The 18494-nt window shown below is 73.8% G+C and carries 4 protein-coding genes and 1 pseudogene; all 5 read left to right on the top strand.

Annotated features, from left to right (window positions below):
- Positions 1-407 precede the first annotated feature (407 nt).
- The 5 genes and pseudogenes from AC07DI_RS14575 (at position 408) to AC07DI_RS14555 (ending at position 18483) form a co-directional block, all read left to right on the top strand.
- A complete protein-coding gene (locus tag AC07DI_RS14575) occupies positions 408-863 on the top strand; it encodes a nitroreductase family deazaflavin-dependent oxidoreductase (protein WP_478904673.1) in 456 nt (151 codons plus the stop codon).
- 115 nt (positions 864-978) lie between these two features.
- Positions 979-1344, top strand: a pseudogene (locus AC07DI_RS14570) (TetR-like C-terminal domain-containing protein); the annotation flags it as partial.
- Between the two features lie 789 nt (positions 1345-2133).
- A complete protein-coding gene (locus AC07DI_RS14565; protein WP_478904672.1) occupies positions 2134-3105 on the top strand; it encodes an ACP S-malonyltransferase in 972 nt (323 codons plus the stop codon).
- Between the two features lies 1 nt (position 3106).
- Positions 3107-4213 carry an arylcarboxylate reductase gene (locus tag AC07DI_RS14560; RefSeq protein ID WP_478904671.1) on the top strand — a complete coding sequence of 369 codons (1107 nt, stop codon included), beginning with the start codon at positions 3107-3109 and terminating at the stop codon, positions 4211-4213.
- 110 nt (positions 4214-4323) lie between these two features.
- On the top strand, positions 4324-18483 hold the full coding sequence (locus tag AC07DI_RS14555) for a type I polyketide synthase (protein WP_478904670.1): 14160 nt from the start codon (positions 4324-4326) through the stop codon (positions 18481-18483).
- Positions 18484-18494: the final 11 nt, after the last annotated feature.

The following is an 18494-nucleotide window of genomic DNA, read 5'->3' as shown; positions in this document are numbered from 1 at the left end:
TGATCATCCCCACGTCTGACGCGGGGAACGCGATGCTGGCTGTCCTCCGTAGCGCCGGACCTATAGATCGTTGTCGATCGCTTCGTGCCCGAACAGCTGAAGCACGGACAATCTAGACCATGGGAGCCGCTATGGAGAGGGGATGTGTGGAATTTGTGGTCAAGCTTTGGGACGGATGCCGCCGACCGGGGACCGAGTAGCGAAGAAACCCTCGCTGACCTGGTGTGATGCGGTCGGCTTTCGCGGGAAAGTCATCAGAGGGTGTTCGAACAAGTGGACTCTTGATGGCTCGATATCGAGTGCGTAACTGAGCCATTGGCCGGGTTCGGCCTGTTCGGGTCGAACCGGCAGCCAGGCCTGTGCTGGACTGGGCCGGTAAATTCCGTACGCGACGACGGGTGAAAGCGATGCCTCTTGAGGGCGAGTACGCGCCGAGTCCGGCGCAGTGGATACGCGAACAGGTCGAGTTGTACGAGAGTTCGGACGGCACGCGGGGCGCGACGCTCTGGGACACGGGCCTGCCGGTCGTCATCGTCACGATGCGCGGCGCGAAGAGCGGCAAGCTCCGCAAGGTCCCGCTGATGCGCGTGGAGCACGAGGGGCGGTACGCGGCGGTGGCCTCCAAGGGCGGCTTCCCGCGCCACCCGGTCTGGTACTTCAACCTCAAGGCCGACCCGCGGGTGGTTCTCCAGGACGGCGCGGAACGCCGGGACCTGACGGCCCGTGAGCTCACCGGGGAGGAGAAGGCCCAGTGGTGGCGGCGCGCGGTCGCCGCGTACCCGCCGTACGCCGAATACCAGGAGAAGACCTCCCGCGTGATCCCGGTCCTCGTACTCGAACCCGAGCACCCGGCCGGAGTGTGAAGACAGATTCTCAGGTCCCCGTCGGCCTGATCCGGCGTGCCGCGAGCGCGCCGGTCGCCGCCAGTGCCCCCGTCGGCGCGAACGTCGCCGTCAGGGCGAGGAACGTGGACGACCCGTGGGCGTCGGCCGGCGAGACCGCGGCGCCGCCCAGGCCGCTGAGAGCCTGCCGGACGAGGCCGAGCGGCAGGAACACCTCACTGCCGAAGTACGCCCCGCAGAGCAGGAAGCGCGGCACCACACCTGTCGGCACCCCGGCCCGCACGGTGAGCGTGCCCGCGGGTGTCACCGACCGCAGCGCGAGGATCCCCGCGACCGCGCCGAGCAGGGCCAGGGCGACCGCACCTTCACCGAGACGATCTTCCATCCCCGCAGGGCGACCACCGAGGCGGCTCTGCGCCGCGGCATCGAACGTGGCGACATCCGCCCCGACGCGGACATCGACCTGTTCCTCGATGTGCTCGCCGACACGACCTACCACCGGGTTCTCTTCGGTCACGCCCCCGTGAGCGACACCCTTGCCCATGACGTCGTCAGGACGGTGATGGGCGGCGCCGCGACGTCGCGCCGGCGCTACCAGCGGCACCACTCCGACTGACTCCGGGAACGCGGGCGGGTCGGACGGGCCGTGAACGCGCCAACTCCGTGAGGCCGTGCGGGTAACCGCAGACGGTCCCCCGTTCGCAAGCGTGCGCGCGTGCGAAGTCTCGATCCGGGCCCTCGACCGAAGCTTTGCGCCACCTCCAGTGGCCGGTCGCGCGGGAGCGCGTGTGGCTGCTGTGGTGTCCTGCCCGCATGGCAACCGCGTGTGGCATGCGCCGCTGGCGTGTTCCGGGCCATGGACGGAAGCCGGGAGAGTGCCGCGGAGAGGACCGCTGCGGGCATGGGGGAGCGCGTATCGGGGCGTGCGAAGCGTTTTGCTTGATGAGGCGTGCGGGGTGTTCGGTGCTGGCCTGTTTGTGCCTTTCCCCGGCGGAGGCCGGGGGCGCGTAAGCAATGGCTGGATCCGGGAAGGCGCCATTTTGTGCTCGCGGCCCCGGTGTTAGGCTCGCCGAAGTTCATTCCCGTACTTCTCTACGCCCTCATTCCGCCGCTCGATCGGCTCGACCAGTATTCATTCCTCAACGTTCGCGAGTCGGTCCTGTGTGCCGTGGCGCCGACTGTCGTGGGTCTATTTCGTCGAAGTGCTGGAGATCATCGCCGGTGATTCGGGCTCAGCGCTGAGTTCGTTGTCGCGCGGAAAGAAGTTCCTGAAAGTGTGACAGGAGTAAGCATGCCCCTGGGGTATTTGTTCGGCGGTGGCGTCGGGGTCGAGCCGCACGGGATCGAACTGTACGAGTCATCACCACTCGTCCGGCAGCTTTACGCGGAGATATCCGGGTGGACCGGTCTGACGGCGGAACAGATCCTGCGGGGCGAGCTGCCTTCGGGGCGGGAGCGGCGGCAGAGCGCGGGCACGATACGTGAAGCGGCGCTCGCCATCGCCGTGCACGACCTGCTGGCGGAGGCGGGCCTGCGCCCGGACGTGCTCGGCGGACTGAGCCTGGGCGCGATGACGGCCGGCTGTCTGGCCGGGGCCCTGGACCGCCGGTCGCTGTTCACGATGCTGGCCCGTGCGGCCGACGCCCCGGAACCCCGCCCCGATGCCCCCGAGGAGGGCGTTGCCCTCGCCTTTCTGCAGACCGGGGACGCGCAGTCGCCACCACCGTGGCAAGGGGTCGCGGACGTCCACCTCGCCGGCGACTTCGGACCCGTCGCGGACGGGTCCCAGCGCATCGTCATGCTCGCAGGACACCTCGCGGTGATCGAGCGCCTGGCCGCCGAGTCCGCCCCCGGCGCCATCGTGCCGCTGCCCGGCCGGACCATCGCCGTGCACTCGCCGCTGCGGGCGCCCTTCCGGGACTTCATCGCGCCCCATGTGGCGAAGATGCCGTTCACCGCGCCACGCATTCCTCTGCTCTCCTGTCTGGAGCGCGGAGAGCTGAAAACGGCGGACGAAGTGCGTGACATGTTCGAGCGGAACCCCACCGACCCCATCAGCCTCGTCGACATCTACGAAGGAATGCGGAGCCACGACGTCCGACTCGGCCTCGTCATGGGACCAGCGATTCCCGAAGGGATTCTCTCCTTCCCGTTCCCCGTCGTTCATGTGGAGAATCCCGAGAATATTCAACTCGCCGTCAGTACCGCCTATGATCTCGGCATCAGGATCTCCCAGGACGACCCCGTCACCTGGAATCGCTGATATGTGGCGCACCGACCGCGCGGCGGGTCCTGAAGAAGAAGACGCCACCGATCCCGACGTACTCGTCGTGAAGTGGCTCGGTATCGACATCGATGAATGGACCCGCAGAGTCGTGCGGCGCACCTTCGACGCCGTCGACGGAAGCCCGTATTGGCTGAGCCGCCGCGAGCTGCTCGACTTCGACCCGCTCGACATCACACGCTACGAAGAGCTCACCGCCTTCGGCCCGTTCCCGCTCGACGACCTGCGCGGCGTGGATCCGGCGGACCTGGTGCCGCGCGCCCTGCGGCGGCCGCTCGCCGGCCGCGTCTGGGACACGGGCGGCACCACCGGCAGGCCCTGCCGCGTCTTCTACACCCCGGCCATGCTCCGGCACCGCGCCGTCTGGCGCCGCTGGTCCTTCGTCCACGAAGGGTTCGCGCCCGGCCGCGGCTGGCTCCAGGCGACCCCCACCGGACCGCACCTCATCGGGCACGGCGCCTGGGAGGCCGCCGACCTGTACGCGGGCCTGGTGTACGCCATCGACATGGACCCGCGCTGGGTCAAGCGACTCATCCGCGAAGGCCGCCCGGCCGATGTCGAGCGCTATACCGGGCACCTCCTCGACCAGATCACCGACGCCCTCGACCAGGGCGGCATCGACTACCTCAACACCACCCCCGCCCTCTTCGCGGCGCTGTGCGGGCACTCGCCCGAGCGCGTCGCGGCCCTCGCCGGGGCGCGCCTGAGCGGCACCCAGATCAACACCGCGATGCACCGTGACTTCCGCACCGCTCTCGACGGCGGGATCTGCGGCATCAGTTACGGCAACACCTTCGGCAACGCCGCCTTCCTCGGCGTAGCGGAGAGCGGCGGCCCGATCCCGTACATGCCGAACTATCCGCAGGTGACCATGGCCGTGGTGCGCAAGGACGACTGGCGCGCGGTCGTCCCGCCCGGCGCGACCGGCCAGGTCCGCCTCACCGTCCTGCACGACGACCTCTTCCTGCCCAACATCCTCGAACGCGACCAGGCGGCGCGTCACATCGACGCCGAGTGGCCCTGCGACGGCGTGGCCGACGTGCGTCCGCTCCAGACCGTCAGCACCGCCGTCGAGGGCCTGTACTGACAGTCCTGTACTCCGACCCGTACTCCGAAGACCCACCTCCACTGACACGGGCCCGCCCCCTGCCCCGCGTCCCTGCCACCTGCCCCCTGTGCGTGCTGAGGAGCCATGGCGTGAACCTGCCCGATTCCACTGCCGGGACCCCCCTCCTGTGGGTGCTGTCCGGCGACAGCAGGGGCGCCCTCGCGGCGCAGGCGCGACGGCTGCGCGACCACCTGCGCGCCCTGCCCCGGTGGAGCCCGGCGGACATCGGGCTCGCCCTCGCGCGCGCCACGACCACCCGGGGACGGCGCGTCGCCCTCGTGGCCCGGGGGCGCGAGGAGTTCCTGGACGGCCTCGACGCCCTCGCCCGGGGGCGCCGCACTCCGGGCCTCATCGAGGGGCCCGGCGGGACCGGCACCGACGTCGCCTTCGTCTTCCCCGGGCAGGGCTCCCAGTGGCCCGGCATGGCCGCCGAACTCCTCGTAACGGCACCGGAGTTCAGGAATCGCATGGACGACTGCGCACAGGCGCTGGAGCCCTTCGTCGACTGGTCGCTCATGGACGTGCTGCGCGGCGCCGACGGCGCACCCGCCCTGGGGCGCCCCGACATCGTGCAGCCTGCCCTGTTCGCCGTGGGAGTCGCCCTGTCCGGTCACTGGCGCGACCACGGCGTGGAGCCGTCCGCGGTCCTCGGCCACAGCTGCGGCGAGATCTCCGCCGCCGCCGTCAGCGGCGCGCTCTCCCTGGACGACAGCGCCCGCGTCGTCGCCCGGTGGAGCCAGGCGCAGGCCACCCTGTCCGGGCTCGGGGAGATGGTCTCCGTCATGGCTCCGCTCGCCGACGTCACGGCCCTACTCGGCGCGTACCACGGGCAGTTGGGAGTAGCCGCCGTCAACGGCCCCGGCTCGGTGATCGTGTCGGGTGACACCGCGGCCGCCACGGATCTCGTCGCCCGGCTCACCGCCGAGGGCGTCCACGCGCGCCGCATCGCCGTCGGACTCGCCGCGCACTCCCCGCACATCGACGCCATCGTGCCGCGTCTCCACGCGGACCTGGCCGCCGTCCGGCCGCTGCGCTCCGGCCTCCCGTACTACTCCGGCCTCACCGGCGACCTGCTGCCGGAACCGGTCCTGGACGCGGACTACTGGGCGCGCAACCTGCGCCGTACAGTCCGCTTCCACGAAGCCACCGCGGCCCTGCTGCGCGACGGCCACCGCCTTCTGGTGGAGATCAGCCCGCACCCGGTCCTCACCACCGCCCTCCAGGCGACCGCCACCGAAGAGAACGTCAACGCCCACATCGGCGCGACGCTGCGCCGCGGTCACGGCGGTCGCACGCAGTTCCTCACCGCGCTCGGCGAGGCGTACGCGCACGGCGCCACCCCGGACCACACGGCCGTCTTCGCAGGGCTCGACGCACACCCCGCCGAACTCCCCACCAGCCCGCGGGAGTCGGACGACGACGCGGACACGGCGGACCCCGGGACCGCCCTCCGCGACGAGCTGGCCCGCCTCACCGCCGTCGGACGGCGCGAGCGGTTGCTGGGCGTCGTGGGACAGGAGGTCGCCGCGGTGCTCGGCGGCGCCGGGCCCGTCGACCCCGACGCCACCTTCACCGGCCTCGGCCTCGACTCCGTGACGGCGGTCGAGATCCGCAACCGCCTCGCCGCGCTCACCGGCGCCGGGGCGCTGCCCGTGACGGCCGTCTTCGACCACCCGACACCGCGGCGGCTCGCCGAGGTTCTCGGGGAGGAGATACTGACGGGTACGTCGTCCCGGCCCTTCCCACAAGCGGACGGGGAGCGCGACGAGGGACGCGGCGCGCCCGCCGAGGCCCCGGACGACGACCCCGTGGCGATCGTCGCGATGGGCTGCCGCTACCCCGGCGGCGCCGACAGCCCGGAGCGCCTGTGGCGGCTTCTGACGGACGGCACCGACGCCGTGACACCGTTCCCCGCCAACCGCGGCTGGAGCACCGAGGGAGCCTGCGCCCCCGAAGACGTCGCACCGGGCCGCCACTACCAGCGCGAAGCCGGATTCCTGCGCGAAGCCGACCGCTTCGACGCCGAGTTCTTCGGCATCTCGCCCCGCGAAGCACTCGCCATGGACCCGCAGCAGCGGCTCCTCCTCGAAACGTCATGGGAAACCCTCGAACGCGCCGGGATCGACCCGCAGACCCTGCGCGGCAGTCGCACCGGCGTCTACATCGGGGCGATGACCATGGACTACGGCCCCCGCCTGCACGAGGCGACGGACGGCAACGGCCATCTCCTCACCGGCAACACCGGCAGCGTCGCCTCCGGCCGCATTGCCTACGCCCTCGGCCTGGAGGGCGCCGCCGTGACCGTGGACACGGCCTGCTCGTCGTCGCTCGTGGCCCTGCATCTCGCGGTACAGGCGCTGCGCCGCGGCGAGTGCGCCCTCGCGCTCGCCGGCGGCGCGACGGTGATGCCGACGCCGGGCATGTTCGTGGAGTTCAGCAGCCAGGGCGGCCTGGCGGCCGACGGCCGCTGCAAGGCGTTCTCCGCACAGGCCGACGGGTTCGGCCTGGCCGAGGGTGTGGGCGTGCTGCTTCTGGAGCGGCTGTCGAAGGCCCGGCGCAATGGCCACCCGGTGCTTGCGGTGGTGCGGGGGAGCGCGGTGAACCAGGACGGGGCGAGCAACGGCCTGACGGCCCCGAACGGGCCGAGCCAGCAGCGGGTGATCCGCGCGGCGCTCGCGGACGCGGGGCTGTCGGCGAAGGACGTGGACGCGGTCGAGGCCCACGGGACCGGCACCCGCCTGGGGGACCCGATCGAGGCGCAGGCGCTGCTCGCCACGTACGGGCAGCAGCGTGCTGAGGAACGACCGTTGTGGCTGGGCTCCCTGAAGTCCAACATCGGCCACACCCAGGCCGCCGCCGGTGTCGGCGGCGTGCTGAAGATGGTCCTCGCGATGCGGCACGGACTGCTGCCCCGGTCCCTGCACATCACCGAGCCGACGCCTTACGCGGACTGGAGCACGGGCGACGTACGCCTGCTCACCGAGCCCACACCCTGGCCGCGGGGCGAGGGGCCCCGGCGGGCCGGGATCTCCGGTTTCGGGATCAGCGGGACGAACGCGCACGTGATCGTGGAGGAGATGCCGGAGGAGGTCGTCGAGCAGGCTCCTGAGGTGGGTGTGCCGGTGCCGTGGGTGGTGTCGGCGAAGTCGCCGGAGGCGTTGCGGGGACAGGCGGAGCGGCTGCTTGAGGTGTGCGGTGAGGATGTGCGGCTGGGGGACGTGGGTCTCTCGCTGGCCGTTACCCGCGCGCTTCACGAGTACCGGGCCGTGGTGGCCGGGGACCGGGAGCAGCTGCTGTCCGGTGTACGGGCGTTGGCGGCCGGTGAACCGTCGCCGTTCGTGGTGTCGGGAAAGGCGTCGGGGCCGGGAAAGACGGTGTTCGTGTTCCCGGGGCAGGGGGCGCAGTGGGTGGGCATGGCCCGTGAACTCCTGGAGGAGTCGGCGGGGTTCGCGGCTTCGATGGGGGAGTGCGAGGCGGCCCTTGCGCCGTTTGTGGAGTGGTCGTTGCTGGATGTGGTGCGCTCGGGTGAGGGGCTTGAGCGGGTCGATGTGGTGCAGCCGGTGCTGTTCGCGGTGATGGTGTCGCTGGCACGGTTGTGGCGCGCGTACGGGGTTGTTCCTGATGCGGTGGTGGGGCATTCGCAGGGGGAGATCGCGGCGGCGGTGGTGGCCGGTGGTCTGTCGTTGGCTGACGGGGCGAAGGTCGTCGCGTTGCGCAGCCGGGCGATTGTGCGGCTGGCGGGGCGTGGCGGGATGGTGTCGGTGGCGTTGCCGTCCGCCGAGGTGGAGGAGCGGCTTGCCGCCTGGGGTGGGCGGTTGTCGGTGGCCGCGGTCAACGGGCCGTCGGCGGTGGTGGTGTCGGGTGACTCCGACTCCCTGGATGAGTTGTTGAGCAGCTGTGCGGCCGAAGGGACACGGACCCGCCGCATCGATGTCGACTACGCCTCGCACTCGGCGCATGTGGAGGCGATCGAGCATGAGTTGGCGGAGGCTCTGAGGGGGATCGAGCCGGTCGGTGGTGACGTGCCGTTGTTGTCGACGGTGACGGGGGAGTGGCTGGACACCTCGGAGATGGATGCCGCGTACTGGTACACGAACCTGCGCCGCACCGTCGGTTTCGAGGAGGCCGTCCGCACCTTGGCTGCCGACTGCTTCGGCGCCTTCATCGAGGTGAGCCCGCACCCGGTGCTGACCATGGCGGTCGAGCAGACGCTGGAGGCGGCCGGGCAGAGCGGTGTGGTGCTCGGCACGCTCCGCCGCGACGAGGGCGGCTCGCAGCGCATGCTCCTGGCCCTCGGCCAGGCCCATGCCCACGGCATCCCCGTGGACTGGTCGCCCGCCTTCGACGGTACCGGTGCCACCCGCGTTGACCTGCCCACCTACCCCTTCCAGCGCGAGCGGTTCTGGCTGGAGACCCCGTCGACAGCGGCCGGTGCGGCCGACGGGACGGACGGGCTGTGGGAGGAGCTCGCGGCAGCGGAACCGGCGCGTCTCGCCGAGACGTTGAGGGTGACCCCCGCTGCCCTGGACGAGGTGCTGCCCGCGCTGACCGCCTGGCGGGCCGGCCGGACGCGGGAGCGGCGCGTCGACTCCTGGCGGTACCGCGTGGGCTGGCGACCGCTGGACATGCCGCCTGCCCCTGCGCCGTCCGGGCACTGGCTGGCCGTATGCCCCGAAGACGGGGCCGCCGCCGCGGACGTCGTGGGCGGTCTTGAGGCGGTCGGCCTCGATCTGACCGTCGTACGGGCCGAAGGGGCCGGGCAGAGCCGCGCCGCGCTGGCCGCCGCGCTGGCAACCGCCGCCGGTCGGCGCCCTGTGGCCGGAGTCGTCTCCCTCCTCGCGGACGAACGCCGCCCCCATCCCGAACACGCCGGACTGCCCGGCGCGCTCGCGCTCACCCTCGCGCTGGTCCAGGCGCTCGGTGATGCCGGGTTCGACGCGCCGCTGTGGTGCGTGACGCGCGGCGCGGTCGGGGTCGGGGAGCGGCCGGGCGCCCGCACGCACGCGGCCGTCGCGGGGCTCGGCCGCTGCGCCGCGCTGGAGCATCCCGACCGCTGGGGCGGCCTGGTAGACCTTCCCCACGAGCCGGACGAGCGGACGCTGCGGCGGCTGTGCGCCGTGCTGGCGTCCGTGACCGACGAGGACCAGGTCGCGGTGCGGGCGACCGGGGTCCACGGACGGCGACTGCTGCCCGCGCCGGTGCACGGCGATCCACCCGCGCCCGACGAGGCGTTCCGGCGCGGCACGGTCCTCGTCACCGGCGGCACCGGAGGGGTCGGCTCCCACGTGGCGCGGTGGCTGGCCGCACGCGGCGTCGGGCGGCTGCTCCTCGTCGGCCGACGCGGGCCGGGGGCGCCGGGCGCGGAGGCGCTGCGGGCCGAACTCGCGGAGTCGGGCGCGGCCGTGACAGTGGCGGCGTGCGACGTCACCGACCCGGAGCAGGTGGCGGAACTGCTCGGGGCACTGCCGGAGGACCGGCCGCTGACCGCTGTCGTGCACGCGGCGGGCGTCCTCGACGACGGTGTCCTGGACGCCCTCACCCCCGCGCGGCTCGCCGTGTCGCTCCGCGCCAAGGTGACCGGCGCCGACGTGCTGCACGAGGCGACCGCCCACCTCGGCCTGTCGGCGTTCGTCGTCTTCACCTCCGTCATGGGAGTCGTGGGCAACGCGGGACAGGCGGGCTACGCGGCGGCCAACGCCGCGCTGGAGTCCCTCGTCGCCTCCCGCCGTGCCGACGGGCTGCCCGGCACGGCCCTCGCCTGGGGCGCCTGGGCCGCGGGAGAGGGCATGCTCGCCGACGAGGTCGCCGGACGGCTGCGGGACCGCGGCCTGGCCTCCATGGACCCCGCGGCGGCCGTCACCGCCATCGGGCGCGCCTTGTCGCAGGACGATGGGCTCGTCGTGGTCGCCGACGCGGACTGGCGCCGGTTCGCCGGTACGACGGGGCCGCGCGCCGCCACCCTGCTCTCCGAGCTGACCGGCCGTGACGAGGGCGAGGGCGCGGGCGAGAACCGGACCGGCGCTGGTGAGGGGGCGTTCCGCGAGCAGGTCGCCGCCGTGCCCGCCGCCGAACGGGCGCGGTTCGTCACCGACCTCGTACGTACGCACGCGGCGGCCGTCCTGCGGCACACCGCCCCCGACGCCGTACGCCCCGAACGGGCCTTCACGGACATGGGGTTCGACTCGCTGACGGCGGTCGAACTGCGCAACCGCCTCGCCGCCGCCACCGGCGTACGACTGCCCGCGACCGTGCTCTTCGACCGGCCCACACCGGCCGTCCTGGCCGACCACCTCCTGACCGAACTCGGTACGCCCGGCGAACTCGCCAGGGAGGGCGGAACCGTCGGCGCCCGGGCCCTGTCCGGGACGTCCGCCGCCCGGGACGGCGAGCCCATCGCCGTCGTCGGCATGGGCTGCCGGTTCCCCGGCGGTGTACGGCGCCCGGCCGAGCTGTGGCGGCTGCTCACCGAGGGCCGGGACGCCGTCACCGACTGGCCGTCGGACCGGGGCTGGGACGCGGCCGGGCTCTACGACCCGGACCCGGACCGGACCGGCACCACGTACTGCACGCAGGGCGCGTTCGTGTCCGGCGCCGCCGACTTCGACGCCGAGTTCTTCGGGATCTCGCCGCGCGAGGCGCTCGCCATGGACCCGCAGCAGCGACTCCTCCTTGAGACCTCCTGGGAGGCCGCGGAGCACGCCGGGCAGGATCCGGCCGCGCTGCGCGGGCGCCGCATCGGCGTGTTCGTCGGCACCAACGGCCAGGACTACATGGGCCTCGCGGACGCCGATCCCGAGGTGTCCGAAGGACACCTCCTCACCGGCAACACGGCCAGCGTGATGTCCGGCCGCATCTCCTACGTCCTCGGTCTCCAGGGGCCCGCCCTCACCGTGGACACGGCCTGCTCATCGTCGCTGGTCGCCGTGCACCTCGCCGCCCAGGCGCTGCGGCGCGGCGACTGCGACCAGGCGTTCGCGGGCGGCGCGACGGTGATGAGCACGCCCCGCCTGTTCGTCGAGTTCAGCCGCCAGCGCGGTCTGGCCCGCGACGGACGGTGCAAGGCGTTCGGGGCGGGCGCGGACGGCACCGCGTGGGGCGAGGGCGCCGGAGTGCTGCTTCTGGAGCGGCTGAGCGACGCCCGCCGCGCAGGCCACCGGGTGCTCGCCGTGATCCGCGGCTCGGCCGTCAACCAGGACGGCGCGAGCAACGGCCTGACCGCCCCGAACGGACCCGCCCAGCAGGCGGTCGTCCGCGCCGCGCTCGCCGACGCGGGCCTGCGCCCCCACCAGGTCGACGCCGTGGAGGCGCACGGCACCGGCACCGTGCTCGGCGACCCCATCGAGGCGCAGGCGCTCCAGGCCGTGCACGCCGGGCGGCCCGCCGGAAGGCCGCTGTGGCTCGGCTCGGTCAAGTCCAACATCGGGCACACCCAGGCCGCGGCCGGGGTCGCCGGGCTCATGAAGATGGTGCTCGCCCTCGGCGCCGGAGAACTGCCCGGCACCCTCCACGCCGACGAACCGAACCCGCACATCGACTGGTCCGCGGGCGACGTACGGCTGCTCACCGGGCCCACGCCCTGGCCCGAGACGGGTGAACCGCGGCGGGCCGGGGTCTCCTCGTTCGGCATCAGCGGCACCAACGCCCACATCGTCGTCGAACAGGCGCCACCCGCCGAGGTCCCGGCATCGGACGGTGCACCCGACACGGCCGTAGCCGTGCCGCTGCTCCTCTCCGCCCGCACCCCGGACGCCCTGCGCGCCCAGGCCACCCAGTTGCGCACGTATCTCGGCGAACACCCCACCGGTGACCTCGCGGACGTGGCCCGCGCCCTCGCCACGAGGCGTGCCGCGCTGGAGCACCGCGCCGCCGTCCTCGGCCGCGACCCCGACGCGGTCCTCGCCGCCCTGGACGCCCTGGCCGAGGGGGTCTCCGCCGGGCGGCTCGTCACCGGCCACGCGGGCGCCCCCGGCCGGACGGCCTTCCTCTTCCCCGGCCAGGGCAGCCAGCGCCCGGGCGCCGGCGCCGAGCTGTACCGCACGGAACCGGCCTTCGCCGACGCGCTCGACGACGTCCTCACCCACTTGGCACCCCATCTCTCCCCGGACCTCGAACCGCCCCTGCGCGACGTCATGTTCGCCGCCCCCGGCACCCAGAACGCCGCACTCCTGGACCGCACCGGCTGCACCCAGCCCGCGCTGTTCGCCCTCCAAGTGGCGCTGTTCCGGCTCATGGAGCACTGGGGCGTACGCCCGGACGCACTGCTCGGGCACTCCATCGGCGAGCTCACCGCCGCCCACGTGGCCGGAGTCCTCGACCTGCCGGACGCCTGCGCCCTGGTCGCCGCGCGCGGACGCCTCATGGACGCACTGCCCGACGGCGGCGCCATGGTGGCCGTGGAAGCCGACGAGGCGGAGGTACGGGCGCTGCTCGCGGACCCCCGCACCGACGCGAACGGCGCCCCGGTCGACGGTGGCGGCAACCCGGTCAACACGGACGGCGTCTCCATCGCCGCCGTCAACGGGCCGCGCTCCACTGTCCTTTCCGGTGACCGCGCGCCCGTCCTGCACCTCGCCGAGGCCTTCCGGGCACGGGGCCGCCGCACCAAGGAACTCGCCGTCAGCCACGCCTTCCACTCGGCGCGCGTGGAGACGACGCTCGACGCGTTCCGTTCGGTCGCGCGGCGCATGACGTACGCACCGCCGCGCATCCCCGTCGTCTCCAACCTCACCGGCGAGCGCGCCACCGCCGAGGAACTGTGCGATCCCGAGTACTGGGTACGGCACGTCCGCGGCACCGTCCGCTTCCTCGACGGCGCCCGCGCCCTGCTCGCGGAGAACACCACCAGCTGCCTCGAACTCGGCCCCGCCGGCGCCCTGTCCGGCCTCGTCGAGGAGTGCCGCACCGCCGACGACGACTGCCGCGCCGTACCGCTGCTGCGCGCGGGCCGCACCGAAGCCGAGTCGCTGGCCGGGGCCCTCGCCGCCCTGCACGTACGGGGCGTGCCCGTCGACTGGACCGCGGGCACCCCAGGCACCACAGGCGCAGGCACCGCAAGCACCGCGCCCCCGCTGGACCTGCCCACCTACCCGTTCCAGCGCCGCAGGTACTGGCCCGCGCCCCGCCCGTCCCGTACCGCCGACGCGACGGACGCCTGGACCTACCGCGTCACCTGGCGCCCCCTGCCCGACCCGGCCCCCGCCCGGCTGACCGGCACCTGGTTGCTCGTCGTCCCCGAGGCGGACGTCGACGCGCCGCTCACCGAGGCGTGCCGGGGCGCGCTCACCGAGCATGGCGCCGAGGCGGCCGTCCTCGCCGTCCCCGACGGCACCGACCGGTCCGGGCTCGCCGCGCGCGTACCGTCCGGCGTGAGCGGCGTACTGTCGCTGCTCGCCCCTTCCACCGGGCCCGACGCCACCCTCCTGCTCGTCCAGGCCCTCGGTGACGCGGGCGCCGAGGTGCCGCTGTGGTGCGTCACCACCGGTGCCGTCGCCGTGGACGGCAGCGGCCCCGACGACCCCGTACAGGCCCAGGTGTGGGGGCTCGGCAGGGTCGCCGCGCTGGAACACCCGCAGCGCTGGGGCGGTCTCGTGGACCTGCCCGAACGGCCCGACGACACCGCCCTGCGGCGCCTGTGCGCCCTGCTGTCCGGGTCCGTGCGCGCGCACGACGGCGGCTGCGCCGAGGACCAGGTGGCCATCCGCGAGGACGGTCTCCACGGCCGCCGCCTGGTCAGGGAATCGACGGCCGCCGAAGACCGTATGCCCGAACACGGCGCCTCCGCCTGGACCGTACGTGGCACGGTCCTGGTCACCGGCGGCACCGGCGGTCTCGGCGCCCGGGTGGCCCGCCGTCTCGCCCGAAGCGGCGCCGACCACCTCGTCCTGACGAGCCGTCAAGGGCCAAAGGCCCCCGGTGCGGCCGAACTCGCCCGCGAACTCACCGCGTCGGGCACGCGTACCACCGTCGCGGCCTGTGACGTCGCCGACCGGTCGGCCCTCGCGGACCTCCTCGCCCGCCTCGCGGCCGACGGCGACACCGTACGGGCCGTCTTCCACGCGGCAGGTGTCACCTCCGACACCCGGATCGCCCACTGCACGACCGCACAGCTCACCGAGGAGAGCGCGGCCAAGGTGCGCGGAACGGCCCATCTGGACGCGCTGCTCGGCGACGACCCGGACGCCTTCGTGCTCTTCTCGTCGGTCTCCGCCGTCTGGGGCAGCGGGGGACAGGCCACCTACGCGGCCGCCAACGCCTTCCTCGACGCCGTCGCCGAGCGGCGGCGCGCACAAGGGCGCGCCGCGACCTGTGTGGCCTGGGGGCCGTGGGCCGGGGCGGGCATGGCGCAGGGGGAGACCGGCGCGAAGCTGCGTGGCCTCGGCCTGGTCCCGATGGCGCCCGAGGCGGCGCTCGACACGCTGTGGCGGGCCCTGGGGCGCGACGACAGCGGCATCGCCGTAGCGGACATGGACTGGGCGCGCTTCGCCCCGGCCTTCCGCTCGGGTCGTGAGAGCGCTCTGTTCAGCGACCTTCCCGATGCGATGTCGGATGCGATGTCCGAAACGGCGTCCGAGGAGGCTTCCGGGCGGGCGCCCGACGCGGCATCCGACGCGGTCGTCCGCTGGCGCGAGCGGCTCGCCGCCCTGCCCGGCGGCGCCGAACGGCACCGCGCGCTCACCGAGTTCGTGCGCACCGAGGCAGCCGCCGTCCTCGGGCACGACTCGGCGGCGGCCGTCGACGCCGGACGGTCCTTCCACGACATCGGCTTCGACTCGCTCACCGCCGTCGAGCTGCGCAACCGCCTCGCCACCGCCACCGGCCTCACCCTGCCCGCCAGCACCGTCTTCGACCACCCCACGGCCACCGCGCTCGGGGCACACCTGCACCGCGAACTCACTGGTGCCGGGCCAGAGTTGCAGGACGCTTCGCCCGCGCCCACCACCGCTGTCGCCGACGAGCCGCTGGCCGTCATCGGTATGGCCTGCCGTTTCCCCGGAGGAGTACGAAGCCCCGAGGACCTGTGGAACCTCGTCACGAGCGAGCGGGACACGATCGGCCCGCTCCCCGACGACCGCGGCTGGCCGCTCGACGCCCTCTACGATCCCGACCCCGCCCGCGAAGGGACCTTCTACACGAGCGGCGGCGGATTCCTCGACGGCGCCGGGGACTTCGACGCCGAGTTCTTCGGGATCTCGCCGCGCGAGGCGCTCGCCATGGACCCGCAGCAGCGACTCCTCCTTGAGACCTCGTGGGAGGCCCTCGAACGCGCGGGGTTCGACCCCACGACGCTGCGCGGCAGCCAGGGCGGCGTCTACCTGGGAGTCGCCGGACAGGGGTACGGCGCCGGGCCGCAGGACCCCGCCGCCGACGTGGAGGGCCACCTGCTCAGCGGCACGGTCACGAGTGTCGCCTCCGGACGCATCGCCTACACCCTCGGCACCGAGGGCCCCGCCGTCACCGTCGAGACCGCCTGCTCCTCGTCGCTGGTCGCCCTCCACCTGGCCGGGCAGGCGCTGCGTGCGGGGGAGTGCTCCTTCGCGCTGGTCGGGGGCGCCGCCGTCATGGCGTCCCCCGACGCCTTCGTGGAGTTCAGCCGCCAGCGCGGGCTCTCGCCCGACGGCCGCTGCCGGTCCTTCGCGGACACCGCCGACGGCACCGGCTGGGGCGAGGGCGTCGGCGTCGTGGTGGTCGAAAGGCTCTCCGAGGCCCGCCGCCGGGGCCACCCGGTCCTCGCCGTCGTACGGGGCTCCGCCGTCAACCAGGACGGGGCGAGCAACGGCCTCACCGCCCCGAGCGGCCCCGCGCAGGAGCGCGTCCTGCGCCGGGCGCTCGCCGCCGCGGGGCTGAGCGGGGGCGACGTCGACCTCGTCGAGGCGCACGGCACCGGCACCACCCTCGGCGACCCCATCGAGGCGCAGGCCCTCCTCGCCGTCTACGGCCAGGACCGGCCCGAGGACCAGCCGTTGTGGCTCGGCTCGTTGAAGTCCAACATCGGCCACACCCAGGCCGCCGCGGGCGTCGCCGGTGTCATCAAGACGGTCATGGCCCTGCGCCACGGCCTGCTGCCCCGCACCCTCCACGTCGACACGCCGTCCACCAAGGTGGACTGGTCCCGGGGCGCGGTACGGCTGCTGACCGAGGCCCGGCCGTGGGACGACACCGGCCGCCCGCGCCGCGCCGGGGTCTCGTCGTTCGGCATGAGCGGCACCAACGCGCACGCGGTGCTCGAACAGGCGCCGGACGACGCTCCCTTGACGGCGCTGCCCGTCGAGTCTGCCGGTCCCACCGCTCTCGTCACGTCCACCGCGTCCGAACCACTCGCCGGTGACACCGTCGCGCTGCCCCTGTCCGCGGCCTCCGCTCCCGCCCTGCGCGCGCAGGCCCGCCGCCTGTGCGAGCACGCGGAGGCCGACCCCGAGCGGCCGCTCGCGGATCTCGCCCACGCGCTCGCCACCACCCGCACCGCGTTCCGCCACCGCGCCGCGGTGACCGGCCGCACCCGGCCGGAGATCCTCGGCGCGCTCACGGCGCTGGGGAACGGGGCGCCCGCACCCGGCGCCGTCACGGGCCGCGCGGGCGAGGCGCGGACCGTGTTCGTCTTTCCCGGTCAGGGGTCGCAGTGGCCGGGGATGGCGCGTGGACTTCTGGACGGGTCGCCGGTGTTCGCGGCTCGGATCGGTGAGTGTGCCGAGGCTTTGGCTCCGTTTACGGAGTGGTCGTTGGTGGATGTGTTGCGTGGGGCGCCGGGTGCTGCGTCGTTGGAGCGGGTGGATGTGGTGCAGCCGGTGTTGTTCGCGGTGATGGTGTCGTTGGCGGGGGTGTGGCGGTCGTACGGGGTGGAGCCTGCCGCGGTCCTCGGGCATTCGCAGGGGGAGATCGCCGCTGCCTGCGTGGCCGGGGCGCTGTCCTTGGAGGACGCCGCCCGCGTCGTCGCCCTGCGCAGCCGGGAACTCCTGCGCCTCGCCGGGCGCGGCGGCATGGTCTCCCTGGCGGCGCCCGAAGAACGCGTACGGGAAATGCTGCTCCCGTACGACGAGCGGATCGGCGTGGCCGGGGTCAACGGCCCGCAGGCCGTCGTCGTCGCGGGTGACCCCGCCGCCCTGGAGGCACTCCTCGCCGACTGCGCACGCGAGACCGTACGGGCCCGACGGCTGCCCGTCGACTACGCCGCCCACTCCGCCCAGGTCACCGACGTCGGCGACGCGCTGCGCTCCGCCCTCGCCGGAGTACGGCCGAGGACACCGGACGTGCCGCTGTACTCCACCGTGACCGGCGACGTCGTCGACGGCGCCGTGCTGGACGCGGCCTACTGGTACCGCAATCTGCGCGAACCGGTCGAGTTCGCACGCGCCACCGAGACCCTGCTCGCCGCCGGGCACGACCTGTTCGTCGAGATGAGCCCGCACCCGGTGCTGACCGCCGCGGTCGCCGACACCGCCGAGCGGTCCCGGCGACCGGTAGCCGCCGTCGGCACGGTACGCCGCGACGACGGCGGCGCTGACCGCCTCCTCGCCTCCCTCGCCGAGGCATGGACGCACGGCGCCCCCGTCGACTGGGCCACCGTGCTGCCCCCGCCCACCACCGCGCACATACCCCTGCCCACCTACGCCTTCCAGCACGAGCGCTACTGGCTGCCCACCCCGGGCCGGGCCGCCGGCGCCGCGACCGGGCCGGTGACCGCCCCGCCGCCCGCGGCCGGGCCGACCGCGAAGGACGGGACGGACCACGCGGCCGAACTCGCGGCACAACTGGCCCCGTTGGACGAGACCGACCGCCGCCGCACCGTCCTCGACCTGGTCGTCACGCACGCCGCCGCCCTGCTCGGCCACTCCGGCACCGCGGCCGTCGAGCCCGAACGGCCCTTCTCCGAAGCGGGGTTCGACTCGATGCTCGCCGTGACGTTCAGAAGCCGCCTCAGCGCGGCGACCGGGGTTCCGCTGCCGCCCACCGCGGTCTTCGACCACCCCACGCCCGCCGCGCTCGCCGCCCACCTCCACCAACGGCTGGCCGCGCCACCCGAACCGGAGCGGCCCCTCCTCGCCCAACTGGACCGCATCGCCGACGCCCTGGCCACCGCGGGCACGGACACCCCCGACGCCGACGAGATCGGCGCCCGCCTGCGAGACCTGCTGCGCGCCTGGAACGGCCGCCGACCACAGGACGGCGACGCCGACGGGGCGGAGGGCGCCGACACGGCCACCGCCACCGCCGACGAACTGTTCGAACTGCTCGACAACAACTACGGCGCCTGAGGGAGAAGCGA

Source organism: Streptomyces sp. NPDC044106, from assembly GCF_056433985.1.
Note: the sequence above shows the minus strand (reverse complement) of the source record. Positions and strands in the feature narration are given on the sequence as shown.

Excerpts from the sequence above, each read along its gene's own strand:
- AC07DI_RS14565 (WP_478904672.1), top strand. The coding sequence starts at position 2,134 with ATGCCCCTGGGGTATTTGTTCGGCGGTGGCGTCGGGGTCGAGCCGCAC.
- AC07DI_RS14575 (WP_478904673.1), top strand. The coding sequence starts at position 408 with ATGCCTCTTGAGGGCGAGTACGCGCCGAGTCCGGCGCAGTGGATACGC.
- AC07DI_RS14560 (WP_478904671.1), top strand. The coding sequence starts at position 3,107 with ATGTGGCGCACCGACCGCGCGGCGGGTCCTGAAGAAGAAGACGCCACC.